This window comes from uncultured Litoreibacter sp. (genome assembly GCF_947501785.1).
Classification (GTDB): Bacteria; Pseudomonadota; Alphaproteobacteria; order Rhodobacterales; family Rhodobacteraceae; genus Litoreibacter.
This window is the reverse complement of record NZ_CANMXB010000001.1, coordinates 3,814,941-3,840,491: the sequence shown is the minus strand read 5'-3', so window position 1 is coordinate 3,840,491 and position 25,551 is coordinate 3,814,941. Positions and strand designations below refer to the sequence as shown.

Below are 25,551 nucleotides of genomic sequence, written 5' to 3'. Positions count from 1 at the left end.
TGCCCTTACTCGTGTTCTGCGTCCGTGCCTTGCGCTTTTCTTGCGCGCGCTTGGGCCTTTCTGCGTGCCATATTCGACTTCAACGCGGCCTTCAGCCGATCTTCGCGCCGCTTGGCCTCAGCTTTCGCAGGCTGGCCGTGCGATGATGTCGATTTTGCGTTCATGGCTCCCTCATAACGCGGGGCGCGAAAAGGGTCCAGTTAAGGCTTGCGCCTTGCCGGTTTTGGTCGTATCCACCCGCCCACAACGCCGTTCAGACGCCGTTCATGCTGTGGTAGCTCAGTGGTAGAGCACACCCTTGGTAAGGGTGAGGTCGGGAGTTCAATCCTCCCTCACAGCACCACCTCTTTCTCTATATTTGTCGAAAAGAATGGTATATCAGGGACTTGGAAACCGCTCGGGGGTACACACGAGGGGTACACATGGTTCTCAGGATGCCTAGACCGACAAAGAATAAGCACGGTGTTTATCAGTATCGCGTCAGGGTCCCTCAAAATGTCCGTGAAGCATTCGGAAGGGATTTCATCAGGGAGAGCCTAGGGACAAAGGATTGCGAAGAAGCAAAACGGCTCTTCAACGACCGACACGCTAGAAGCTTGAAGCACTGGGACGCCATTCGGCAGGGTCCCATTTCCCTTTCCCACAAGCAAATCATCGCCCTCGCTGGGGAGTGCTACTGGGGCATGATAGCTTTGCTACAGAATGACCCCGGCGAGGCGTCCCTGATGCAAGCGATGCTTGATCTGAAGGAAAGGCTTGAGGGAACTGAAGGCGCGATGGTTCCTTGGTACAGGAGTACAGCAAAGCAGTTGCTAATTGATCGTGGGATGATCGTTGATGATGATACGCTAGAGAGATTGATAGGCCACATACACGAGGCCAGCAAACAAGCGCTCCGGCAACTCAAGAAGAATGCGGAAGGCGATTACAGTCCCGACCCGCAAAGCTCTAGGTTCCCCGATTGGGAGACAGAGAAGCCAACGCCAGTTGCCTCAATAGTTGGGGCCGAGAAGGGCATCAGCATTTGGGACTTGTTTGATGCGTGGGAGAAGGATCACCTCAGCGCTGGGAAGACAGGGCGAACTGTGAGCGACTTCCGCCACAAGGTGCAAAGCCTAGTGAACCATTTGGGACATAGGGATGCTGGCCAAGTCACGTCAAAGGTGCTGAGGGCTTGGACAGATGACTTGCGAGACAATCAAGCGCTGGCTCCGAGAACAATCAAAAACAAATACTTGGCGGCGGTGAAGACGATATTCGCTGTAGGGGTCGCTAGAGAGATGGTCGCCGTCAATCCCGCTGCTTCGGTATCCTTCAAGGTCCCTAAGAAGGATAAGATTAGGCCTAAGGGCTTCACTGATGAGGAAGCCAAAGCGATCCTGAGCTGTTCCTTCAGAGACCCCGACACGCTCGGAAAGATGGCAGCGTCAACAAAGCTGGCAATCAGATGGGTCCCTTGGATATGCGCCTATTCAGGGGCGCGGGTTGGAGAGATCACGCAGCTTCGAAAGGAAGACTTCAGGGTTTCAAATGGGGTGCATTACTTCAGGATCACGCCCGAAGCTGGGACGGTGAAGACTGGGGAGTATAGGGATGTGCCCATTCATTCCCACTTGGTGGAGCAAGGGTTGGTTGAGTTCGTATCAGCTGCCCCTGATGGGTCCCTGTTCTTTGACCTGAAGACGGATGATGATCCGAGGAAACGTTCGGAAAGCGTCTATAAGAAGATCAGTGAGTGGGTCAGGAAAACTGTTGGGGTGACAGACCCAAATGTTAAGCCAAGCCACGGGTGGAGACATAGGTTTAAGACCGTCGCTAGGAGCTCAGATATTGCTCTGGATTACATTGATGCGATTGTTGGCCATGCCAGTAGCGGGGTTTCAGCTGAGTATGGGGAGTTCCCTGTAGGGACGCTCAGTAGAGAACTGGAAAAGATGCCGAGATATGGTGTCTAGTGGACGTGCAGTTTGAGGATCAATTCTGATGAAAAGGGCGGCTCTTTTAGCATTATATGGCACACTCCTCTTAGCAGGCTTTATTGCTGGTGCAGGTGGCGGTGGTGAAGTAGTCGCAACGCTCATTCTTGAGTATGGTGGTCTTCTGGCCGCCTTTGCACTGTTTGGCTTAGCAGCTTTAGCAATTCTCCTTATTTTAATGGTCCGTATGGCCCGACACCAAGTGAACCTACTTTTGGGTTACGACAAAGAACTAACGGAAAACGAAACTGCTGATAGCATCGTCGAACTTTTCGAAATGCAAGACGAGCTCTCCACTGCAGACCGCCAAGCGCGCCTACAAAGAGTTTCGGTCAGTCTGATTACATGGTTTCTAAAGCGAGAAGCCGCTAGGTTTTACTTCACAATCGCAGCAGCTGTCGTTGGCGGTGTTATTGGCCTCGCAACATTAATGCTTTTGTCCGAACAAAACAAAAAGATTGAGCGACAAACACAACGAATTGCGCTCCAAACAGATGCCAACATTGCACAGACAATATTGCTTGACGGTGTAAGACAGGCATCGACCTACGAGGAAATACTCTCGCTCACGTCCAGCATCTCCCAAACTGCCTCCACAATTGAGGACGAATGCGATCCGGGTCAATTGATCGCCGGAATCGTACCAGATTCTGGATGTTGGGCGCTGGAAGGATTGCGAGACAGTGAGCGTCGCTATGTGCGCCTTCCTCCCGATCTAACTTCCCGAATTCTTGCGTTCTCACGGAGGAGTACACCGTATATCGTAGCGCTACCAATTGTTCAGGATATTGACTTTGAAGAGCCCCTTCGGAACCAGTATCGATTTGCGTTCTTGAGCCCCGAGCGTGGTCAATTGTTAGAAACGTTGGTTGAAAACCAAGTATGGGTAGTTGGCGGCGATTACTCCTTTGCACAGCTAGACGGGACAGACCTAAGCGGAGCATACATCAGCGGTGTTGATCTCAGCCGAGCAAGCATGAACGGCACCGAACTCTCTGCAGCATTGCTGGTAAGCCTTGATATGCGAGGCGCAAGTCTTCGATCTGCGAGCCTTGACAGTTCTTACATCTTCGACACCTTCATGATGAATGTTGATCTAACTGACGCTCGGCTTTCGGGCGCGGAGCTGGCTGAAGTTGCTTTGAATGACGCCAAGCTGAATAGTACCGGCTTCGGGTATGCCAGTATTCGAGAAAGTGACCTGCAAAATACGACAATCAATCAGGCCAATTTCACGGGTGCCCAACTTGACGTAGTTGATTTCACCGGCGCTACAATACAGGACGTTATGTGGGATGGTGCGTGGTCTTGGAAAGAAAGCAAATTAATCGGGTTGCCGGAAGCTCTACCGATCTTGCTATGCGATCTCGATGTAGACTCCCACGATTACGATCAGAAGCCAGAAGAGTGTGGCTAGCGATAGAGACAAGGAACGCCTCGATTTTCCTTTGAGTTGCTTGGTACTGATGAATACGCAGAATGTATTGCTCATTACCCCTACAGGTTACCATCCTCTTACAGAGGACTGGTGGGGGATAAATCACTACGCTTCATCAGTGTAGATGTCCCTATAGCATAGGACGCCCCGTAAGGAATCTACCGCTATGCAGCAGGGTTATTACTATCCCCCTAGCAACGATCTGCAGCCCGTCATCAGGTAGCGGCCATTGCAACTCCAAAGCTTCCTCCACAGGTGCATTCATCCACTAATCAATCTCGGCAGGTCGCTGCGATGCCAAATGCCGTGAGTGGGAGAGGACTTTCAAAACAGAACATTCCGACATATGGTTTGTGTAGGAGTTGAATATGCGCCTTCGAACAGCAGCTTACACCGCAGGAATACTCGCATCCCTTGCGACAGTCTTCGCGGTGCTATTTTTGGACGCCGAACAGACAAGCGGGGCGGCTGAAGTAAAGGTGCAAACCGTTCAGACCTATGGTTCAAATAGTCCGGCCATCGTTGGTACACAGGGTGATGTTAACTTTATCGTCGGGAGCGATGAATGAGAATCCTTATCCTGTCACTTCTGGTTTCTGCGTTCCATGTTGGACCAGCTGCCTCTCAAAGCTCCTCTGGTGATTGTAGTCCAGTAGTTTCGCAAACGGACGGTAACGTTACGATAATCTGCAATGGCCAACTGAAAGATAGCGGCAAGAACTCGACTAAGGCTAAGCCTGAAGTATCAGCAAAACGGATGGCCCCATTCAAATTGGGGGAGCTCGTAGGTAAGTGGGTGGGTCGAGTTGATTGTAAGTCGAGCTATTTGCCTTGGTACACGTTCTCCGCAAGTTACGCCCAAGAAAACCAAATTATGTTGACTGGCGATTTCACGGTCACCGCCGAAGCTACGAGCAGGTTTGCCAGTAATGTTGGTAGAGCACTTCCCTCAACTATGACAGTCGTTGGTATGGATGGCCATGTGGTGCAGGTTAGGTTGGGTGCCCAGGCTCGGGGGCGTGCTAGGCGCTTACTAAACATCGCCGTTAGCGGTTCCGGCGGTGGCCCGTTCACCGGAACTGCTGGTGAAGGTGACGAATGCTCTGTTGTGATGGCTAAGAGCTAACTGCGATTGGGCCAATAAAGTCATTTGGCAGGTTTTGGCTGCCTCCAATTTCTCTTCTAATTCAAGAACGTGCCGACTTGCAGCCTACGAATTTAACACCTCCGGCACCGTTTCAACAACAGCGGAAAGAAGTGATCCGATTTTCCTGTTACCTTAAGTCCTTCATACAATAGAAAAAGAGAGATCAGCCCGGGGTCATGTAAGCTCTGCAACTTTCGTTTTTCACCCTGCCGATATCCAAATAGGTAGTAGGCAAAACGCCTACAGTCGCACGTCCTATCTTCGGAGGGCTGTTTTTCGGCACCCAGAACTCAACATGCGACCAGTGCCCCTGTTTTTCGCCATTCTTTGTATAGAACAGAAATTCACATGATCCGATGGGTCGCGGATTGTAGCCGTACCCGTCAATTGAATAGTAACACTCACCTCCGCTAGCTGCGCTAACTTCGCCCAACACCCGCTTCAATGTATCGAGTTGGGTTTTCTCACCAGTTTCAATCGCCGCCGCTTTTCCTAGCGATGTCTGACGAGAAAGCGGATCAACCGGACTAACCCGCGCCAGCGCTTGTTGGCGTAGTGTAGGCTGCATAAGGCTGCCCCAACTGTTAATCCACTCGGACGTTGCAGGACAATGGCGATTGCCAGCGTTACCTGCTCTTCCAAGGTAAATCTTACGGTAGTTTGTATCGTCCAATTCTTCTTCCGGCAAACATACATTTCGGTTAGCAAACTCGCCAAACTCAGCGGGGGCTGGGTATTTTCGCATGGCATGGGCAAGCAGAAGGTACTGAGCTTTATGTGAGAAGCCATAGTTCGCAAATAGCGTCTTGAGCTGTCCGCAAACCCTTCGCATGTCGTTCATACTCGGTGGCCTTTCTGAATCAGTCAGCAAACCAATGCTGATCCCTGCGCTGCCGGTCTTGTCCAGCAAGCGGCTCTGCTTTGTGGTAAAGGTCGCATTGTCGAAATCGGCCACTTTGGCCTCACGCACTGCACTTTCCAGGGAATTGGTACCCTTCAACTCCCCCTCCTCCGAGATGTTAGGGTCCTGAAAGATACTGAACTTCAGGAACGTCTGGCCATTGAACACAATACTAAACTCCCTCGAGTCCGACCGGGCATTAGTCCCATTGGGAGTCAGCGGCAGTGATGTTTCGGCACCCAAGACGTCCGTATTGCTCTTGGTAATCCCATTGGGTCCGAAAGTTGTTGAGATTAACGTCACTGCCTGTTTCATCGTGCCGTTTAGCACTTTGGTCAGTACGCCTGCCTCTGCCTTTTGGGCAATATCCTTCAGCACGGCTTTGCCTTCGGAACCTGTGAATCCAACATATACATACAGCCGATTATTGTCCTCACCACGCAACCGAGCTATCCGTAGGTCATCGTTGACAAACCGCTCGTATTGACAGTTATCGCCTTGTATCTTTTTCATCTTGAATAGTGGGATCGTGTAACCCTGAACCTTAAAATCTTCTGATAGGATCGGACTCTCTGACACCATTAAAGTTAGCACGACTTCGTCAGAACTAGTCACACCGAACAAAGTCCTAAGAAACTGGTTCCCAAAACCTACACTCTGGCAGGTCGCAGCAGGGGGCAGTTTTTGAAAGTTCAGAATAAAAGTGGTGTAGGCGTCTTTTGATTGAAGTTTTCGTTGCTGATAAGCGCTCCGCCACTGGGGATTTCCTTTGGAAGAAAATGAGATGAAACTAGCGTCCGTTGCATTTGTCGAGCCACCAATTGGCCCAGCAGAGGACCCTCTAGGGCCTTCGGATACACGAGAGCAGCGTTTGTCGCAGGCTTTCCTCCAACCCAACGGAAATCCGGAACTAGAGGGGTTCGAAACGCAAATATAGCGTTTTTGAGACTCATTCAGGCTACAGGTTTGAGCGTCGGCCTTAGAAGGTAGAAACGCAAGCGTAGCCAACAGGGCAAATCGAAAAAATAACATCACCTATCTCCAAAATTGTAACTTACCATTTTTAAAAAATGAATTGATGTCAATCGGCATCCGGTTTTTGCACCGCCAGCGTTCTTCGTTTTTCTTCACAATGTCTAGTATTAACCTAAGCGGTATTCACGCTCTCAAAAAGACAGTAGCTGCCCAGTCGTACAGGCTAACCTATCAGCGGCGCTTGCGACGAGTGGAGCGCTTTTTGCTCTTGGGGACCTTGTTAGATTTCCTTTGATTGGCGCGGGTCTGCAGAGCCTGAAGGTTCCGCCTAGAGTTAGAACCGCCGTGTGATTTGGGAAAGATATGATCGACTTGCCATCCCTTCGGACTGTTTTTCCCATAGGCAGATTTGCAGATTACGTTTCCCTGCCCGTCCCTTCTGAAGAGCTTAGGGTTCTTCCCTTTGACCGGGCGGGCTTTGTGCCAAACGTGTTGGGCAAGTGGATTTGTTGAATACGGCATGTGGTTCTCCTGAGTTTCGCAGTTGCTGATAGGGAGAACGGTGAAGCCTGCTGGTCTGGTCAGTAAAGGCTGAAGGTGTCGAAAGATGTGGGCGGTGTCACTAAACGCATATATGGAAGCGTTACCAAATTGCATCAGGTCGCTAAGCGAATAAGGCGGCTTGTAGCGACCACCGACCGAAGATCAGGTCGCAGCCCTAAACGGACATTGGATTTTGGTCGGTAGGACGGGAACCGGACCTTCGCTGCGGGTGCATCAAGTCCCCAGGCCAAGCCAAGAAGCGTACTTTCGATTAGGAGCCTCTACATTCTTGACGTAACTGACGCCCGGTCAAGAGTGGCATCATTTGCGCACTAGCAGAAAGATATCAACCAGCTGCTACCGTGGAATTGGTCAGGCTGAAGCAACGCTTAGGATAGGCCACATATGCCTTCAAGAGCATTGCGGAAACTTGTACAGCTCGCAGCTATACGACCGGAAGAAGGTGCTAGCTGGTTGCACATTGTTTTCCTCCGGCTAACGGTCTTGTTAATTGCGGCATAGGGCAAAGTAGGCGACTTTCCTTCGGACACCTCAAGTGCGGTCATAAAAGCGTCAATGAGCTCCTGACCAGCAAGGGCTTCAAAGTTTCCCGGTTTTCCCGAAAATGCAGCAATGCACCAAGCTTCCGTTGACTCGACTGCTGGTGCGATAACGTGTTTTCTAACGTCTCCATCTGTCATCTCCGAAATTCTAGAGGCACTTTCCAAGATGGCACTGATCGCTTCTGCTCTGTTTGGTGGGCTTGGTGGGTTACTTGCGGCAATACCGTAGCGATCTGTAACAAAACTGGAAAAGGAAGCCTCCCCCAAAACATCGCTGTCAAGTTGGATCAAAATTCCATCAAGAGTTGGCGAGGACAAGTCACCACCAAAAAGCCCCCCTCCAAAGTATTTTTGGATACGGAAACTGGGAGGGTTATTGCTGAGCCAGAGTAACACGTTGCCCCATCCACCATCGGAGGAAGTCTGGTCTGCAACGGGCTGGATCGGCAAAAACTCCACGTTCAAACCACGTTCACTTGCAGCATGACCCAGAAAGCACTCAATAGCGTGGAAATCAGTTAGCCCTTCACAAACAACTCCGATTTTCAAAGTTGTTCCCCCAAGGCTCCTGGAATATCCCCATCCAGCCATACTTGAGATAGATTCCGCCCGTTCATCATTACCTGCCAATCGGTCCTGCTCATTCCTTCTGCTGGAACGAGAGGCGTTGCCGTTGTGTGCCCAAGATCATTACGCCGAACTACGAATACTTTCTGGTCTGAGTCAAAGAGATCAAAAGCATCCAAGGCCGTCGGGTTATGGCTCGTAAGAAACACCTGCTTCGCACCAAGCGTTGCGTCTTGATCAGTTTCCTTGGTTGTGACGTAGATGATTTGCTCCACCAACCTCCTCGTGAGTAGAGGGTTGAGAGCGTTGTCGACGTTGTCCAACGCAAAGGTTCGTGGGGCTTCTGGATGAGATAAGATAATTGCGGCAAACAAAAGGAAAAGCGTTCCCTCACTACTATCATAAACTGATAATCTATTCCGACTTGCGTGCATAAAACGATCCACGAAATAAACCATTTCACTGGACCGATCAAACAAATCCCTAGATGTCAGGTTGGCCTTGCCGTGATGCACACCGAAGCGTTCTGCCCATCCGGGCAACCAGACCAAGTCTACACAATCGGATATGATTTCCCAGTCACTGCCACCTTCCCCTCGCCTTCCTTTGCGTCGCAGACGGCCCCAGTGATCGAGGAAGCTAGATGCAGCTTCAGGGAGGCCTCCCCCCCTCAGTCCAATCGGTGGATTGTCAACTGCGCCAGCTTGACGACCGCGCAAGACATCTGTTTGCGGGCTGTAGATGATATATCTTGAAAATTCAGCGAACGCTTCGGCGACCACGTCAGGAATCTCATAGGTCGCTTTAATTTGATCCCAAATTCCCCGGCTCTTGTCCAACCGATCAGCATGCTGAACACCTGTTGCCCGCGCTCCACGGTTGCTCCGTCCGAAAACTTTTTCGCCTTTGTAGGATGATGCCTCTGAGAAAAACCGCAGTAACGGGTCATTTTGTCGGCTCTGAAGAACGGCACGATATTCCAAACCATCGGAAAACTTTGCATCTAGCTCCAGAGTTTTTGGCAGGTCCTCGTTCTTAAACGACGACTTCATCAATTCAGAGGGCGTAATCCGCAGGCCTTTGCTACCGATGTCGGAGTCACCTAGGCCGCGAGCGAGACATGCAGACGTAAGCCCGATAGCCTCCAATAGATTGGACTTACCCGTCCCGTTCCCTCCGATGAAAATATTCACCTTTCCAAGTTGGAGGAATTGATTTTTGACGGATTTGAACCGTTGGATCTTGAGCTCTTCAAGCATATCAGCGTTTTGCACCGCAACTGATTTCAGTGCAAGGAACAAACATGCATATAGGCAACTCTCTGGATTACAGACGCAACTGAAACACAAAGGCAGTTTGGCCTCTGCTCTGAAGCCAGAGGAATACCAAAAAATCACGAGCTCAACTGTCCATAGTATGGACAATAGCATCCCTTTCCCCAACTCAGGGATGCTCGCTGTAAACGAGAGCAGTCTCTACGCCCTCATCTTCAAATCCCGTAAGGCATCCGCTGAAGCCTTCCGCTACTGGGTAACGTCCACTGTACTCCCCTCCATCCGCAAAGACGGAGCCTATGTCATGGGCGAGGAGAAGGTTTCCACTGGTGAGATGGATGAAGATGAGCTGATCGCGAAGGCAATGGCGGCGCTGCAGCGGAAGGTGGAGCGACGGACTGAAGAGCGCGACCTGTATAAGCGGGAGCTGGAATTTCTGACCATCTCTGATGCCTAGGTGATGGTTCTTTAGCCACATTGAGTTCCACCATTGCAGAAGAGCCACGGAGCTCGCTGCTGCGCCAAGAGGCGTATCCTTCAAAAAATCAAAAAAGGAAATGGTATGAACGACCTTAGTTTCAGCCCTGCCCCACTGACTGCTCACGAGGTAGATCGGTTCGGGAACGTCCACCATGAAGATGGATCAATCACAGTCGCGAAGAAGGAACGGACAGATGGCCGCAATCTTCCCTACAAGCTAACACCCGATCAAGAGAGAGCGGTTGCTCAAGAATACGCCGACGGAACCTTTCATGTAAGCGTTATCGCTCATCACCACAAAATTTCACACACAACAGTGCGGCGAATAGCTCTACAGCACGGGCTCCCGCAACGACATCCCGGAAAATCTGCGGGCAAACTGAAGATAGACCCCAAGAGAGCGCGGTCTTTGAGAAAGGCTGGATACAGCATACCTGAAATCGCAGAGCAACTAGGGCAAAGTGTTGCAGCGGTTGGAAATTTCTTCACACGCACTCCTTTGGCGAGGCTATCACATGAAGAGACCCTCGCGCGGCGAGAAAGAAGCAAGCGAAGCGGGGACAAGTTCGCCAATGCCTAGACGGGGAAGTCTTCGCATCACTCATTCCCCGTTGACGCGAATGGAGGTTGTTCGGCGGTCGGAGGCTATCAAAGTTCCCTGCCCGACCTGTGGAGCGGCTGAACAGACACCGTGTCAGGGTCGTCGTGGGGACCGCATCTCGTTTCACATCGATAGACATCAGGCCTACATCAAACAGGCAACGGAAGATCGTATCGCCAGAGAATAAGGAACTGAAATGAGTTCGCCGCAGCCTGAGAAGGAGAGACCCTTCGACCCTTGGCGCTTGCCCGCCACCGCAGCGTCTCGGCAGCTCATACAGGAGGTAATCGTGGACTTCCTTGCATTCGAGGAGGGCAGCGGCCTGCGAAAGCGGCAGCGAAAGGAGGCAGACCAACAGGTGTTTGAGGAGACCCTCAGCATGGTGGTCTGTGACGTCTCTGTAGATGCGCTGTTGGGTGGTGGCGGCGTTCATATTTCCCGGGCAAGAAAGGAGAAGAAGACCCGATACCGGGAGCCGGGACAGTCGAGCAAGCAGCTCCCTACGATCTTGGACGGCCTAGCGGACTTGGGATATCTGGTGCAGCAGGTTCCCGACACGACCCCAAGAGCCAATCGCAAGAGGCGGACCACGATTGAGGCTGGCCCAACGCTTATTCAGAAGCTTCGTGACGCAGGGATCACCGAAGATGAGTTCTCAAGAGAGTGGCGGGGAGAGCCTATCGTTCTCAAGAGCCCATCAGACCCGGATGACTTCTGGGATCGGGCGGAGCTGCAAGAGTATTCAGACGACCTTTTAACCACCAAGTACCGCAACGAGATGGAGAAGATAAACGTGGGCTTGGAGAGTGCAGATATCCAGTGGCTACCCAACGCCCGAACGATGCAAACTCCTGACCTTCCTCAGCGCAGCATGAAGCGGGTCTTCAGCAGAGGGAGATGGGACAGCGGAGGTAGACTGTACGGTGGGTTCTGGATGACCATGCCGAAGCAGCATCGCTTTGACGGGATCAGGATCAACGGGGAGCAGATCGTTGAGGTGGACTATGGGCAAGTGATGCTGAGGCTGATCTACGCCCTGAGGGGAAAGACCCCGCCTGCTGGTGACCTGTACGCCATTCCCGGTTTTGAGGTCTCTCGGGAAGGCATCAAACGGATAGTGAACGCGATGTTCTTCCGTTCCACTCCCTTCACCCAGTTCCCGAAAGAGACCCCTCGGCTTTTCCCTAGAGAGACCACCATCCACCAAGTCTCCTCTGCAATCTTGGCACGTCATCATGCCATCGCTGAATGCTTCTTCTCAGAGGTGGGCCACAAGGGACAGTATATGGAGAGCAACCTCCTCATCACCGTCCTTCAGCGTCTTCGCTCCCAGCACATCACCGCCCTACCCATCCATGATGCTGTACTCGTCCCTGCTTCAACTGAGGCAAAGACCGTCGCGACTATGGAAGAAGTTTTCAGGGATATGACGGGGATGGATGGAAGTGTCACCGTAACGAGAGGCTGATAACACCATCCCTACAGGTTACCATCCTCTTACAGAGGACTGGTGGGGGAGAAATCGCTACGCTTCATCAGTGTAGATATCCCTATAGCACAGGACGCCCCGTAAGGAATTGGGGCCTCCACTCCTCATCCCACACCCAAATCACACCAATACAACCGCTCAGCACAGGCTCAGCGGACGAAAGGAACATCAACGTATGGCCGAGTTTACCTTCGATGAAGACGGCAACCTCCTCCCGCCCGGATCAACACTACCCCCTAAACAAGGAGCGCCCGCCATCGCACCAGCAACCACGCGAGCGGGCTTCCAGTTCGACGCAGAGGGCAACCTCATGCTATCCGGCACCCTCCCCCCAGCAATCGCCGAGGATTCTCCTGCAGAGTCCGCTCTTGAGGTCTCTATCTCGCCCACCCCAAACCCTGAAGCTACTCCCACCAACACCATCTCCGCCGACATCACCCTCCCAGAAGGCACCGATCTCCCCGCCATCGCCGATCAGGTCATGGGCCGCGCAGCTATTCCTGCTCAGCTCCCCGTTGACGCTGGCCCCGGCGTTGTCACTGAGACTGCCCGGGCCGTCGTGGGTGGTGTTCGCGACGGCGTCCAAGAGCTGGGCGAAACTGCTGACTGGATCGCTGGCAGTGTAGCCTCAGGCGTCAAGTCTGTCGTTACCCCTAGCGGCGACTACTACCCCACCGATGACGGCATGGTCTGGCTGACCACCGAGGAAGCCTCTAAGCGTACCGATGTACCTGACTGGCTCCGTCCAGATGTCCCACTGATCGGTGAAGGTGGCCTTGCCCTCCCTGAAGTCCCTGAGAATGAGACTGTGGTGGGTGGCATGGCGCGGGGCATCACCCAGTTCATGGCCGGATACGGCGTGGTGGGCAAAGCTGCCAAAGCCGCTAAGGTCACTGCCGGTGGTTTCAAAGCTGCTGCAGTCAAAGGTGCAGTCACAGACTTCGCTACCTTCGACGCCCACGAGGACCGCTTCGCTGACTTCCTACAGGATCACGCTGGCCTCCAAGACCCAATCACTAGCTACCTCGCTTCAGACGAAGACGACACTATCCTCGAAGGGAAGCTGAAGAGCGCTGTCGAAGGTCTCGCCCTAGGCATCCCCGCAGAGGGACTGGTGCGTTTGGTCAAGGCGTTCAAGGGAGCGAAGAAGGTTCAGATCGAGCAAGGCGACGAAGCTGCGGCTCAGTTCATGAATGACGAGATCGAGGTTATGGCGGAGACGGGTCAGCTCGACCTATTCGATGCTTTCTCTGATGTTAACCTGAGGACAACCGCTGACGATGACATACCAAGAGTTGAAGCAGAAGGAGCGAACTCTACTGCTCAAAGCAATGCGCGAGCCAAGCCCGCTCCTCAAGTATCTGAACGACCCGCAGTCGATACCGAAAGCCTTACCGCAGCCCTCAACCGAGAAATCTCCCTAGATCGCGGCGGTTCCATTGCTGACCCTACACGCGAAGTAGAGGGTAACCTCTTCAACTTCGACAAGATGGACAGTGACGTGTCGATCAAGGACATCCTCAACATGGCCTCCGATGCCGTGGACAGCTCCGTGGTTCCCAAGTCGGCCTCCCTAGAGGATGTCACTAAACAAGCCCGGGACTATCTCGCTGAGAGTATCGACGTTGACCCTGACGTGATCGATGCCTCCCTCGCCCGTATGGCGGACAATGCTGAACGGCAGAGTTCCATGATCGTGGCGGGTAAGGTTCTGGTCCAGTCCCTCTCGGGGGAAGTGGAGCGGATGGCTCACGTTATCAGCGCAGGCGGCGCGACCCCGGAAGTCTACAACAAGTTCCTGCGGCTCCAGTCCCGACTGGTTGAAACCTCAGGGAACCTGAAGGCGACGATTACAGGGGCGGCTCAAGCTACCTCTGCTGGACGTATCCGCACCGCTGACTGGGTCTCCGGTCAAGAGCTGGCCTCAGCTGACATCCTCTCCCAGATGAAAGCGAACATTGAAGCTGCTGGGGGCGATGGTGGGCTGGATGATCTGGCGCGTGCTATCGTGATGAACAAGCAGACCAATGGCGGCGCTAAGGGTATCTTCGCTTTGGCTGAAGGTGCTGCTGGCCCTATGCGGGTCATCAACGAGGTGTGGATCAACTCCATCCTGTCTGGCCCCAAGACGCACATGATCAACATCATCTCCAACGGGCTGAACACTGCGCTGCTTCCCGCTGAGAAGATGGTGGGCGGTGCTCTGTCAGCCAACCCCGACATGATCCGTGAAGGTGCGCGACAGTACGCCGGTATCGCTCTCGCTGTGAAGGACGCGACCAAGATGGCGGCAATCTCTTTCAAACAGGGGCGGAACATGATCGACCCTGAGGCTGCTATACTGGAAGCTAACGGGAACGCCTTTCAGGCCATCCGTTCCAACAGTGATAATCCGCTAGTGCGGGGACTGATCAATGGTCTGGGGACGGTGATCCGTATTCCAAGCCGAGGGCTCCTGTCCTCTGACGAGTTCTTCAAGCAGCTGAACTATCGCTCCAGCACCTACGCTGAGCTTGCCGGTCAGGCCCACGACATGGTGGCTGCTGGGAAGATGAGTAAGGATCAGGCGCAGCAGTTCATCGCTGATCGGATGAAGACGGCTATCAGTAAAGATGGTTCAGCTAAGCACCAGCGAGGTTTGGACCACGCACGGGAAGCTACGTTCACGCAGGACCTGAGAGCGGGAAGTATCTCCCGTGGCATTCAGAACCTGACAAACAAGCACCCTGCCCTGAAGCTGATCTTACCCTTTGTTCGGACCCCTACAAATCTGATCAAAGCCGGTGTGCAGCGGACTCCTCTTATTCGACGCCTCAGCCATTCGCTAGATGCTGACATTAAGAGTGGCGATCCTAGACGGGTGGCTGCTGCGAGAGGGAAGTTGGCGACAGGGTCTTTACTTTGGACTTCAGCAATCTTGCTTGCGCAGGAAGGTAAGATCACAGGGTCCGGGCCAAAAGACCCCAATCAACGGCGCTTGTTGATGGAGACCGGGTGGAGACCATACTCCCTTGTGGTTGAAGATGATGCCGGTGGTCGGAAGTATGTCGAGTATCGCCGTATGGACCCCTTCGCCATGTTCTTTGGGATCGCAGCAGATGTCGCGGACATTGGTGGGCAGTTAGACGACATGACATTGGGTGACGTGGCTCTCGCCTCAGTGATCGCTTTGACTAACAACATCACATCTAAGACCTACCTCACCGGTCTGTCTGATGCCATCAACGCCATGAACGACCCACAGCGATATGGTCAACAACTCCTCAATAACTACGCCTCCAGCATGGTACCCATGTCAGCTGGGTTACGGGAACTGAGGAAACGGAAAGACCCTGCGCTGAGAGATGTTCGTTCTGTTGTCGATGCGGTCACGAACACCCTGCCGGGATACTCAGAGACACTTCCCGCTAGGAGGTCATGGATCACAGGGGAGGTCATCCACTATCCGAAAGGATGGGGCGCTGAAATGATCTCACCGATTGGAGAAGCATTCGCTTCAGCAAACCCCATCGTCGCAGGGGCGTGGAAGGAAGACCCGGTGTTGGATGAACTGGCCAACCTAGAATTCTCCTTCTCGCCTCCTACAAGGTCCATCAACGGCGTCGATCTTAGCCCTCAACAGTACCAGAGGCTTTTGGAGTTGCACGGCACCGTAAAGAACGGTTCTCGAACCATGATGGATGAGCTCGCGAAGCTGTTTGAGACAGCGGCCTACGACAAGGAGCGCGAACGGTATCCTGATGGTGCCGATCCAAGTCTGAACCCTCGCATTCGCGCGGTACGAAAGGTCATCTCAGGCTACCGAAGAGCTGCTCGCGCAGAGCTCGTGAAGGAGTTCCCTGAGTTGAAGCAGGCGCTATCACAACGGGCTAGCGAAGGGGCTGAAAAGGCGCGGTCGGTTTATGGTGGGATTGCAGATTTAGCAGACTAACTGGGCGACTATTTTTGCCGCAAATATCTGAGCGCCTATAAGAATACCGCCGTGATAGCGAACACCCCCCGCTCCCTTCTCAAGAGGGGGGTGGGGCAAGAACAATTAGGGGGGTTCACTATGCCAGTTTGCACAGATTATCCTTATTTATCAGATTGTTAGTGTTGACTTTCACCAAGGGAGGGGCTAGGTAGAGTGGCATTGAGCATGCGGTCTGAGCCGCTGCAATTCACCAAAGGAGCCTACCATGACCTTCCACACACTTCGTCTTCCCTTCTGTCACCTGTCGCTTGAAAAAAGCACCAAGCTTCCCCTTATGATGCCTCGCATTGAACGGCCTCTTGCCAGCGCAAGAGAGTGGGTATTGAGCACCGGACGCTTCAACGTTTACTTCACGGCTGGACAACCACAAGGCTGTTAGGGCTGTCTTACTCGACTAAGGGGGCTTGCCTAGCGGCTGGCCCCTTTTGCTTTTCACGCCATCTTGCCCAGTTAACTTGCCTGTGCGGTCCCCCCCGAAATTTGAGTTCCACCATTGCAGAGAGTGGAGCGATCTTTCAGCCGGAAAACCGCCGCTCAATTTTCCCTAATGAGGCCTTTCTGATGAGACACGCAGGACCTGCACTTAAGGTTGTGACCTACCTCGCTTCTCAGCGCCCTAAAATCACCCTCTCCAAACTTCAAATCTTACTCTTGATCGCTCAGCGCCAAGATGTGGCCTGCGATGACTTGACCAAGCTCACAGGGCTAAATCAAACAACGGTCTGGCGATGCACTGGCGAAATGGGGGACAAAAGTGACAGAGCAGGGAATGAAGGACTAGGTTGGATCAGTATTCGTCCCGATCCTGAAGACCCGCGAAGAGACCTGTTCAGCTTGTCCCGCAAGGGTCGCTATGTGTTTAGAGAACTTGAGGCGATGTTTGGGTAGCGAGGCGCTCCAAGACACGCGAGACTTGATTAGCCCGCCACTTGCCCCCACGGGCTGTCTCGACGCCTGACTTGTTCAAGGCATTCGCTATCTGCCGCAGGGTCGCTCCGGCTTCCCGCATTGGAACTATCAGCCCCGCAACCTTCTTCGCCCGCGCGAGCGCCTCAGCTTGGATAGCCACATTCCTGCGCCCAGTGGCATCACGTAACCCACCTAGCTTCACACCCTTGGCCTTCGCCTCCTTGAGAGCGGCCTTGGTGCGAATGGATATGAAGTCTCGTTCCTGCTCAGCCAATGCAGCGTAGATGTGCAGCTGAAACTTGTCAGCCATCGGCATGGCGGCAACCCGAAGGTTAACCTTGGGGTCTTCCATGATGGACGAAATCACCGACACTCGCCTGCTGAGCCTGTCGAGCTTGGCAATTAGCAACTCAGCGCCGGTCTGCTTCGCCAACGCAATGGCCTCCGTCAGGACGGGGCGGTCCTTTGATTTACCGGAAACGACCTCCACAAACTCGCCCACTATCTCGAATGGCTGTTTGCTGTAGGTGTCTAAGTACAGCGCGATGTCCCGCTCTTGCGCAGCTATCCCAAGGCCAGACGCGCCCTGCCCCTCAGTCGATACCCTTTTATAAGTAACGTATTGCTGCATCTGATCCGCCTAGGTTTGGTCTGTTCCTACGCAGATATGTTTTTTTGTTCCTAACGTCAATGATCGTTGTGAGTGTAACTACCGCTAACCTCTCCACTCTTGATTGCCCAACCGGCTTCCACTAGCGAAGCTTCTTTGCCCTAGATAAGCCTGCGGCGTTGATGGTTGCCTCGTTTCGCATCCAAGCATCATTTACAAGGTCCTGCCACTGAACGACTTCGATTGTTGAACCTTTGAACTCATTATCAAGACTTCGAATTCTTCCTTCACCATTGGCAGTGGTTGGCCAGCCTCCCAGTTGGTCTTCGAGATCACCAGTAATATCCGCAATGACATAACAATGGAAAAGGCAGTCCTTGGCTATCCGCACTTTTTGCTGACTAAAGGATTCAACATCGCCTCCCTTTAGTTGCCTAAGGTACTTGGTGATCTGGTGTTCAATTTGGTCCTCAACCTTCTGGTACTGTGTCCGCCCCGGGCGTTTGAATTCAACAATCATCACTTTTTTCAAGGGTTCTGAGATGTCTAGTTCGTCGCCAGCATCCTTCGGGTCAACAACACCAAGGCCATGAGCAAGGTTCCAAACGAACAAGTCTGGTCTCCCTGCACTATCAGATTGCTTGATTGTCTGATTGAGTCTCTGATCGGAAGAAAAGGAACGTGTGAAGGCTAGTCGCTCATCTACGATCCAAAGGTCATGCGCAGTTGCTTCAACCCTATTCGGATCATCGCCTTGTATCCTCATCGGAACGATGAATGAATGTAGCGTACTCTCAAGGTGGTAGTCTTCCTCCTTTTCACCACGAGCGCGTATCTTCCGGATAAGTGTTTCCAGCAGTTCAAGCACCAATTTGCGGCGAACTACGTGCTGGGCCAGCGCCAGTCTTTCAGAGTCCTGTATTTCTTTTGTGGCAGCTTGCAGTGTTTCAGCGAAACCCTCAGTCACAGTATCATCATCTTCAAGAAGCCCAATGACACGTTCGATTTCGGACTGCCGCCTCTCGTCTCTGCGAATTTGATATTTAACTAAGCCCGTGGCGAAGTCCTCTGGCTCCCGCGCAGCAAACGGGACGCGACCAAGTTGAGTTTCTTCATCTGCAAATCCATAGATCGGGTAGCGTCGAACAAAGTCTTGATAGTCATCTTTTCTTTCCTTTTCGAATTGCTTCATCTGCTCTTCAAGAAAGGTTTTCTTAATGTGCTCAGCGCAATATCGACATAATTCCTTAATCTTAGCTTCTTTCAAATTAAACGCTGTTCGACCTTCATTCACGTGCTGGTCTAGATACTTTCCCGACACGCAACCATGGAACACAAGGTCTTTGTCTCCGTCTCTTTCTATTCTCAAGACGGCAAGTAGTTGATCAATCTTTCGGGGTTCGACGGTCCTGCCATTTGCCAAAAGATGGAGTTGATGGGTTCCATCTAACCCCGTGCTGGCCTCTGGTTTGCATGTGTATCCCACAATACTTAGCTTTCCGAACTCATCATGCTCATCGGTCTCTCCTTTGAACGGCACACCAACGACCAAATCAGAAATGGCTGAGGGGTACGACGTCAAGTCTCCATCTAAATCCACCACGACTTCCGCCCCGCCACCAACCAAAAAGTCAGCGATGAAGTGAGCGCTGAAGTATCTAAGGAAAGTATCTCGCCTCCTTGGAAACTGCTTTCGATAGCTTTCAGCTCTCAACCCTCTGAACTTTACTAATGTGCCACGAGTTTGAAGCGGTTCATTATCGCCATCCATTGCGTTCTCTTTGACTTGCTCAGCATTCGAAAGTTCGAATGAAAATGCGCGGTCTTGAAGAGTGCCTTGCTCGTGGAACTTGCTGATCACATCAATTCTTGAAAATGCATCCAACCAATATAGACGCCCAACTCCCTTGCCGCCTCTGTCACTCTTGAAGTCCGTATCTACTTCACAGAATGCCGAATATCGAGCTTGATCAAGACCAATTCCGTTATCCTGAACCTCAATCTCGATCTTGTCCAAATCAGAGAGGCTTCTCACGGTGATCTGCACCTTACCATTGTACTGGTCACTACCATCGTTTCTGTCATCAATTCCAAAGAATGCGTTGCTAACTGCTTCGAATAGAGGAAGTAATCCTTGAGCAGAGTTTGACGGCTTAGGAAGTTTACGGACTCTATTTTCAATATTGGGGGACAGGCTAGGCATCAAATACTCCACTTAAACTATTCACACATTGTTATGTGGACAGACGACGGTCAGCAACACCTCCCTTAGTCGTCTTGAGAAAGGGGCGAGTGAGCACAAAGGGGGTACACACGGCTTGACCAACACCAAAAATTACTCAATAAAAACAATACGAAACAGTCAAATTCTCTGAGTTCAATCCTCCCTCACAGCACCATCCCTTATTATTCCCGAAAACCGAATGGCTCCCAGCCGCTATGAACGGTCCCGACTTTGAGGGTCTGCTACGCCTCCTGTCTCCCGCGGCATTGGCCTAACATCAATGAAAATCCCGCGACTTGGGGATGATGCGCACGTCCCTTGGATGGGTGCGGGGTGGGGCCGGTATGGGGCGTTTGACCTCGTCGGTGGGCATGGTGGTGTCGGGCATCCGGTCCTCGGACAGCCGCGCCAGGTTGTCGGTGCGGTTGACCAGCCGATTGGCCACCACATGGATCACCTTGCCATCCGTTTGCACCACCCCATGCACCACCAGCAGACGGGAGGTCATGATGACGGGGCGGAATGCCTCGAACAGCGTGGGCCAGATCACCAGATTGGCGACCCCGGTCTCGTCCTCCAGCGTGATGAAACACACCCCCTTGGCCGAGCCCGGCTTCTGGCGCACCAACACCAGCCCGGCCAATGACACATGCGCGCCATTGCGCAGCTTGGGCAGGGAGGACGCGCGGATGTAGCCCTGCTCGGTCAGGCTGGAGCGGAAAAAACTGAGCGGATGCGCCTTCAGCGACAGCCGCAGGGTCTGGTAGTCGGCCACCACATGTTCGGCGCGGGGCATCTCAGGCAGTTTCACCTGCGGCTCGTCGCCGATGTCGACCGCATCCGCATGGGTGAAAATCGGCAGGTCGGGCGCGTCTTTCAGCGCCTTGGTCTCCCAAAGCGCCTGACGGCGGTCCAGCCCCATGGAGCGCAACGCATCCGCCGCCGCCAGCTTGCGGCATGAGCCCGCATCAAGCCGCGCGCGTTTCTTCATCTCGCGGAAATTGGTGTAGGGCGCGTCGCGCTGTGCCACCAAACGCTCCATCGCGTCCTTGCGCGCGCCATCGATCTGGCGCAACCCGATGCGCAACGCAAACACGCCGGGAGAGACGGGTTCCAACGTATTGTCCCAGTCGGAGAAATTCACATCCGCGGGCCGCACCTCCACCCCATGATCCCGCGCGCAGCGCACGATCTGGGCCGGGGCGTAGAAGCCCATGGGCTGCGCGTTCAAAAGCGCGCAAGCGAAGGCGGCGGGGTAGTGGCATTTCATCCAGCTTGAGACATAAACCAGCTTGGCAAAGCTGGCCGCATGGCTTTCGGGGAAGCCGTAATCGCCAAAGCCCTTGATCTGGCTGAAGCAGCGCGCCGCAAAGACCGGATCGTAGCCGCGTTCGGTCATGCGGCCCACCATCTTGTCCTCCAATTCCCCAATGGTGCCTTTGGAGCGGAACGTGGCCATGGCCTTGCGCAGCTCATTGGCCTCCGCCGGAGAAAATTGCGCCGCATCCATCGCGATCTGCATCGCCTGTTCCTGAAAAATTGGCACGCCGAGTGTGCGCCCCAGGATTTTGAGCAGCTCGTCTTGCGGGTGCTCTGGCCCCGGCGCCGGGTAATTGACCCGCTCCTTGCCTTGGCGGCGACGCAGATAGGGGTGCACCATGTCGCCCTGAATGGGGCCGGGGCGCACGATGGCGACCTGAATGACGAGGTCGTAGAACTCACGCGGGCGCAGCTTGGGCAGCATCGCCATTTGCGCCCTGCTTTCCACCTGAAACACGCCGAGGCTGTCACCCTCACACAGCATGTCGTAGGTCGGCGCATCGTCCTGCGGCACGGTGGCCAGGTTTTTGACATCACCGTAATGCGCCCCAAGCAGGTCGAAGCATTTGCGGATGCAGGTCAGCATGCCCAGTGCCAAAATATCAACCTTGAAGATGTTCAACGCGTCGATGTCGTCCTTGTCCCATTCAATAAAACTGCGCTCGGGCATGGCGCCGTTTCCAATTGGCACGATCTCGGTCAGGGGGCGTTCGGTCAGGATGAACCCGCCCACGTGCTGGCTAAGGTGGCGCGGCATGCCGGTCATCTGGTTGGCCAGTTTCAGCACCATCCGCAGGTAGCGGTCTGATAGATCCAGGCCCGCCTCCGCCGCGCGCTTTTCTTTCATTTCCGGCTCAAAACTGCCCCATACGGTTTTGGCCAAGGCCGAGGTGATGTCTTCGCTCAACCCCATCGCCTTGCCAACCTCCCGAATGGCCGACCGGGGCCGATAATGGATCACGGTGGCGCATAACCCCGCCCTGTCGCGCCCGTATTTTTCGTACATGTACTGGATCACCTCCTCGCGCCGCTCATGTTCGAAATCGACGTCGATATCGGGCGGTTCCTCCCGCTCGTCGCTGAGGAAACGCTCAAACAGGACAGAGGTTTCATTCGGGTCCACCGAGGTGATGCCGAGACAGAAACACACCGCCGAATTGGCCGCCGACCCCCTACCCTGACACAGGATGGGCGGGCTCGCCTCGTGGCGGGCGAAGCGGACGATGTCGTAGATCGTCAGAAAATACTGCGCGATGTCCTTCTTGGCGATCAGCGCGAATTCCTTTTTGACGGTTTGGGTAACGTGGCCGGGCACACCTTGCGGGTAGCGCTTCTCAGCCCCCTCCCATGTCAGCCGCTCCAGCTCCTGCATGGGGGTGCAGCCGTCGGGGATCACCTCGCTGGGGTATTGGTATTTCAGATCATCCAGCGAGAAGGTGCAGGCGTCGGCCATGTCGCGCGTGGCCCGGATCGCGTGGGGCCAATCGGCGAAAAGCCGGATCATCTGGGCCGGCGATTTCAGGTGCCGCTCCGCATTGGCATGCAGCAGAAACCCCGCCTTGGCGATGGTGGTCTTCTCGCGGATGCAGGTCATCACGTCCTGCAGCGGCCGCCTGTCGGGGGCATGATACAGCACGTCATTGGTCGCCATGATGGTGAGGTTGTGACGCTTGGCCAGTTGGTCCAGCCTGTTGATCCGCGCCCGGTCGTCGCCCCGATACAGGTGGCTGACGGCAATATGAGTAACCCCGGGCAGCGCGCGGGTCAGCCGCTTCAGGTCAGCCTCGAACGGCGGGAGCTTTTCGGGCGGGATGGCGATGAGCTGGATGCCGTGGGCGTGGCCCGCCAGCATCTCCAGCGTCAGGTCCGTCTCCCCCTTTAGCTGCCAGCTGCCATCATGGGCCGCCATCTTGCCCTTGGACAAAAGCGTCGACAGCCGCGCATAAGCGGCATGGTCTTTGGGGTAGGCCAGAAACTCCGCGCCGCAGAGCAGCCTGAGACGGCACCCGATGATAGGGTGTATCTGCGCGGTCTTGGCCTCGGTATGGATGCGCACCACGCCCGCCAGCGTGTTGAGATCCGCGATGCCGATCGCGTCATAGCCAAGCAGGTTCGCGGTTGCAGTCAGGTCCGACGCGTCGGACGACGCGTGCAGAAAGGAGAAGCAACTGGCCAAGCCAAGTTCCACGTAAGCAGCGCGTTTATTGCGCTGAAACGCGCCGTCCAGGCGCTTGCGCGGCAGACCTTCAGACAGCGGCATTGGCCACCTGGCAATTTTCTTCGTCGAAGAAAACTACAATTTTTTTAGATAAAAAAATTGCGCCCCGCATCATGCGAAAAGCCCATGAATGAACCAGCGCGGATCCCCCTGCCCGCGCCCATCCTCATGCAGACCCTCGCGGTACATCCAGACCCTGAGACCCTTTGCATCCTCCACCTTGTAATAGTCGCGCAGGCGCGACCCGGGCCGGTCTTGCCACCACTCGGGCGCGATGCGTTCGGGCCCCGCGAATTTCGCCACCCGGTGGGTTTGGCGGCGCCACACAAATTGCGCAGGCGGGCCTTCGGGTACGGCGTAGAGCACGCGCACCTCTTCAGGCGGGCGCAGCAATCGGAGCGGGCGTTCGCGGGCCTGCGGCCGCACCAGCTCCCGCGTGTCAGACAGCGCGCCCCGCCACCCCACCGCGCGTTCGGGCATATGGCTTTCATGCAAAACGGGTCGCGTCACCGCGTCCCGCCCCAGCCGCGCGGACAGCCGGTCAATCAGGCGGGCCAGTTCGACCCCGTCATCGGCGCGGGTATCGAGCCACCCCTGCCGCTCCTGCAGGGGTTCTGCAAGCGGGGCCTCCAACGTGATCAGGTCAAAACCAAAGCCCGGGTTGATCCGCTCCAGCTTATCGTCGAACAACGTCAACAGATGGCCCGGCTCCCGGGTCGCCTGCGAAGTCGCCACATGCAAATGGCTCACCTCTCCGTCACTGCGATAGACCGCCAAATGCAACGCACGGCAGCCATGGTTTTCGGCGGCCATAACCTTGCACAGCTCTGCGCAAAGTTCCGGCAGATAAGGCGTGGGGTCCTGCACTGGCTCGCTCAGGCGGGACTGCACCCTGAAATAGGGGCGCTCCTCGATGCTGGAAACAGGTTCGGCCAGCCGCCCCAGCGCCTGATCCAGACGCAAGAGCGGGTTGGCCCCAAATTCCGCCCGCGCAAACCGCCGCGCTAGGGTGGCGCGCGGCACGGCGGCAATGGCCCCCACCGTCTTCAACCCCAAGCGGCCCAGCAATAGCAGCGTGGCGGCATCCAGCCGCAACGCCCGCGCCGGCAACCCGCCCATGTCGCGCAACGGGTCTGCACAGACCACGCGCCCCGTGCCGTAGCGCGCCAGCCCCCAGGCCGCCCCCCATGTGGGCGCCACGGCCAGCTGCGCGCTCAACCCGAGCGCAGAAAACTGCGCCTCCATGTCTTCCAACATGGCGGCCTCCCCGCCCCAGAGGTGGTCCGACCCGGTCGTGTCCAAAATCAACCCGCGCGGGCCGTCCACCACGCTCCACGGGCACCAGCGCCGGGACCAGAGCATCAGGCGGGCCATCAATGCCACGTCGCCCGCCACATCGGCATATTCCACCCGCAGGTCGGGGCAAAACGCCCGCATGTCAGTGACCCGCCCGCCCTCCTCAATGCCGGTCAGCTGGGCTGCACGGTTGGCGGCATGGACCACCGGCCCATGCGGGCCCTCGCTGGCCAACACCAGCGGAATGTCATCCGGCGGCGCGTTTCCCTGATCCGACATCGCGCGCTGGAACCGCTCCATCGCGAGGTTCGGCAACGAGATGGAGGTGACCCGTTGCCCCATCATAGCTTGCCACCCAAACCCCGGGCTTGGTCTTGCGAGACCGGAACAGCTCTACCCGCCAGCGTGGCATGCCGGGGGCTTGTGTGTCGAAACGCTGCGGCACAGAGGGCAACACCCCCACCCGCCACCGGTCGCGGGCAGCACTTAAATTGGCCTCCGCTGCACGGCGCATCAGCCAGCAGGGCACGCCGGACGCCTCCGCCCGCATGGCAAGCCTTTTGGTCGCGGTAAAACTCAACGCGGGCGGGTCGCCCCAAATCTCGCCAATGACGCCGCGCAAGCCGCCGCAGCGCAGGCCTTCCTCCATCGCCCAAAGCGCGTCGATGGGACGGTTCACCGCCACCCGCAGCACTGCAATATCGGGCATGCCCGACAAATAAGATAACCCGCTTTCCTTGCCCGACACGCGGTCCTGCACCCACAAAACCGGGCCCTGCCCTGCAGGTAGTCGCGCCAACACAAACCCCACGGCGCTGGCATCGGCAGCGGTCTCGGCAAAGACCTCCGACAAGATTGGCGCGGCGGTTTGCGGGGCGCAATCGCGCTGCAAACGGCGTTTGGTGGAGGGGGCAGCAATCCACGACAAAAGAGAATCCAACTAAATGTTCCTCTTTTGTTCTAATTCACGGCAACGCCCGCGTCAAACTTTCCATGTTCAAAAATATCCTGGGGGATGCCCGCGTGGCGGGGGCAAAGCCCCCAAGA

Annotated in this window: 16 protein-coding genes and 1 tRNA gene; 7 read left to right on the top strand and 10 right to left on the bottom strand. The window is 55.0% G+C overall.

The genetic code is table 11. The annotated features are described in order from the left end of the window. Nucleotides 1–5 precede the first annotated feature (5 nt). The gene (locus Q0899_RS19100) at nt 6–164 is read right to left on the bottom strand and encodes a hypothetical protein (RefSeq protein WP_298293058.1); all 159 of its coding nucleotides are present in this window, start codon (nt 162–164) and stop codon (nt 6–8) included. 104 nt (nt 165–268) lie between these two features. On the opposite strand from Q0899_RS19100, the gene Q0899_RS19095 reads away from it, so the two are divergent. From Q0899_RS19095 to Q0899_RS19080, 4 genes are all read left to right on the top strand, one after another. After that, nucleotides 269–343 (top strand) — tRNA-Thr (locus Q0899_RS19095). A gap of 79 nt (nt 344–422) precedes the next feature. Next, a complete protein-coding gene (locus Q0899_RS19090; RefSeq protein ID WP_299195143.1) occupies nt 423–1,955 on the top strand; it encodes a DUF6538 domain-containing protein in 1,533 nt (510 codons plus the stop codon). Between the two features lie 28 nt (nt 1,956–1,983). Continuing rightward, the gene (locus tag Q0899_RS19085) at nt 1,984–3,393 is read left to right on the top strand and encodes a pentapeptide repeat-containing protein (protein ID WP_299195139.1); all 1,410 of its coding nucleotides are present in this window, start codon (nt 1,984–1,986) and stop codon (nt 3,391–3,393) included. 389 nt (nt 3,394–3,782) lie between these two features. Then, nucleotides 3,783–3,983, top strand: a complete 201-nt coding sequence (locus tag Q0899_RS19080; RefSeq protein WP_299195136.1) for a hypothetical protein — start codon at nt 3,783–3,785, stop codon at nt 3,981–3,983. A gap of 741 nt (nt 3,984–4,724) precedes the next feature. On the opposite strand, the gene Q0899_RS19075 is transcribed toward Q0899_RS19080, so the two are convergent. From Q0899_RS19075 to Q0899_RS19060, 4 genes are all read right to left on the bottom strand, one after another. After that, entirely contained in the window at nt 4,725–6,494 is a 1,770-nt protein-coding gene (locus tag Q0899_RS19075) for a hypothetical protein (protein WP_299195133.1), read from the bottom strand. A 174-nt stretch (nt 6,495–6,668) separates the two neighbouring features. After that, on the bottom strand, nt 6,669–6,959 hold the full coding sequence (locus Q0899_RS19070; protein ID WP_299195128.1) for an HNH endonuclease domain-containing protein: 291 nt from the start codon (nt 6,957–6,959) through the stop codon (nt 6,669–6,671). Nucleotides 6,960–7,369: 410 nt separating this feature from the next. Then, nucleotides 7,370–8,092 carry a hypothetical protein gene (locus Q0899_RS19065; protein WP_299195125.1) on the bottom strand — a complete coding sequence of 241 codons (723 nt, stop codon included), beginning with the start codon at nt 8,090–8,092 and terminating at the stop codon, nt 7,370–7,372. Continuing rightward, nucleotides 8,089–9,411, bottom strand: coding sequence for an AAA family ATPase (locus tag Q0899_RS19060; RefSeq protein WP_299195122.1), 1,323 nt, complete (start codon nt 9,409–9,411; stop codon nt 8,089–8,091). Before Q0899_RS19060 ends, Q0899_RS19065 begins: the two co-directional genes overlap by 4 nt. Between Q0899_RS19060 and Q0899_RS19055 the strand changes: the two genes are divergently transcribed. From Q0899_RS19055 to Q0899_RS19045, 3 genes are all read left to right on the top strand, one after another. Then, nucleotides 9,329–9,841, top strand: coding sequence for a BRO family protein (locus Q0899_RS19055; protein WP_366942112.1), 513 nt, complete (start codon nt 9,329–9,331; stop codon nt 9,839–9,841). The genes Q0899_RS19060 and Q0899_RS19055 overlap by 83 nt on opposite strands. Nucleotides 9,842–10,754: 913 nt before the next feature. Continuing rightward, entirely contained in the window at nt 10,755–11,933 is a 1,179-nt protein-coding gene (locus Q0899_RS19050; RefSeq protein WP_299195115.1) for a hypothetical protein, read from the top strand. Between the two features lie 196 nt (nt 11,934–12,129). Further along, the gene (locus tag Q0899_RS19045) at nt 12,130–15,885 is read left to right on the top strand and encodes a hypothetical protein (RefSeq protein WP_299195111.1); all 3,756 of its coding nucleotides are present in this window, start codon (nt 12,130–12,132) and stop codon (nt 15,883–15,885) included. 901 nt (nt 15,886–16,786) lie between these two features. Here Q0899_RS19045 and Q0899_RS19040 read toward each other — a convergent pair. The 5 genes from Q0899_RS19040 to Q0899_RS19020 all read right to left on the bottom strand — a co-directional run bounded on the left by Q0899_RS19040 (nt 16,787) and on the right by Q0899_RS19020 (nt 25,444). After that, nucleotides 16,787–17,467, bottom strand: a complete 681-nt coding sequence (locus Q0899_RS19040; protein WP_299195108.1) for a recombinase family protein — start codon at nt 17,465–17,467, stop codon at nt 16,787–16,789. 121 nt (nt 17,468–17,588) lie between these two features. After that, complete coding sequence (locus Q0899_RS19035) at nt 17,589–19,649, bottom strand: ATP-binding protein (protein ID WP_299195105.1); 2,061 nt, start codon at nt 19,647–19,649, stop codon at nt 17,589–17,591. 298 nt (nt 19,650–19,947) lie between these two features. After that, entirely contained in the window at nt 19,948–23,250 is a 3,303-nt protein-coding gene (locus tag Q0899_RS19030; protein WP_299195102.1) for an error-prone DNA polymerase, read from the bottom strand. A 69-nt stretch (nt 23,251–23,319) separates the two neighbouring features. After that, entirely contained in the window at nt 23,320–24,849 is a 1,530-nt protein-coding gene (locus tag Q0899_RS19025) for a DNA polymerase Y family protein (RefSeq protein ID WP_299195099.1), read from the bottom strand. Then, the gene (locus Q0899_RS19020) at nt 24,752–25,444 is read right to left on the bottom strand and encodes a hypothetical protein (protein ID WP_366942111.1); all 693 of its coding nucleotides are present in this window, start codon (nt 25,442–25,444) and stop codon (nt 24,752–24,754) included. The genes Q0899_RS19025 and Q0899_RS19020 overlap by 98 nt, the downstream gene beginning before the upstream one ends. Nucleotides 25,445–25,551: the final 107 nt, after the last annotated feature.

Coding starts and splice junctions, on each gene's coding strand:
- Q0899_RS19035 (WP_299195105.1), bottom strand. CDS start 19,649: ATGCCTAGCCTGTCCCCCAATATTGAAAATAGAGTCCGTAAACTTCCT.
- Q0899_RS19025 (WP_299195099.1), bottom strand. CDS start 24,849: ATGATGGGGCAACGGGTCACCTCCATCTCGTTGCCGAACCTCGCGATG.
- Q0899_RS19030 (WP_299195102.1), bottom strand. CDS start 23,250: ATGCCGCTGTCTGAAGGTCTGCCGCGCAAGCGCCTGGACGGCGCGTTT.
- Q0899_RS19085 (WP_299195139.1), top strand. CDS start 1,984: ATGAAAAGGGCGGCTCTTTTAGCATTATATGGCACACTCCTCTTAGCA.
- Q0899_RS19100 (WP_298293058.1), bottom strand. CDS start 164: ATGAACGCAAAATCGACATCATCGCACGGCCAGCCTGCGAAAGCTGAG.
- Q0899_RS19090 (WP_299195143.1), top strand. CDS start 423: ATGGTTCTCAGGATGCCTAGACCGACAAAGAATAAGCACGGTGTTTAT.
- Q0899_RS19045 (WP_299195111.1), top strand. CDS start 12,130: ATGGCCGAGTTTACCTTCGATGAAGACGGCAACCTCCTCCCGCCCGGA.
- Q0899_RS19070 (WP_299195128.1), bottom strand. CDS start 6,959: ATGCCGTATTCAACAAATCCACTTGCCCAACACGTTTGGCACAAAGCC.
- Q0899_RS19040 (WP_299195108.1), bottom strand. CDS start 17,467: ATGCAGCAATACGTTACTTATAAAAGGGTATCGACTGAGGGGCAGGGC.
- Q0899_RS19075 (WP_299195133.1), bottom strand. CDS start 6,494: ATGTTATTTTTTCGATTTGCCCTGTTGGCTACGCTTGCGTTTCTACCT.
- Q0899_RS19080 (WP_299195136.1), top strand. CDS start 3,783: ATGCGCCTTCGAACAGCAGCTTACACCGCAGGAATACTCGCATCCCTT.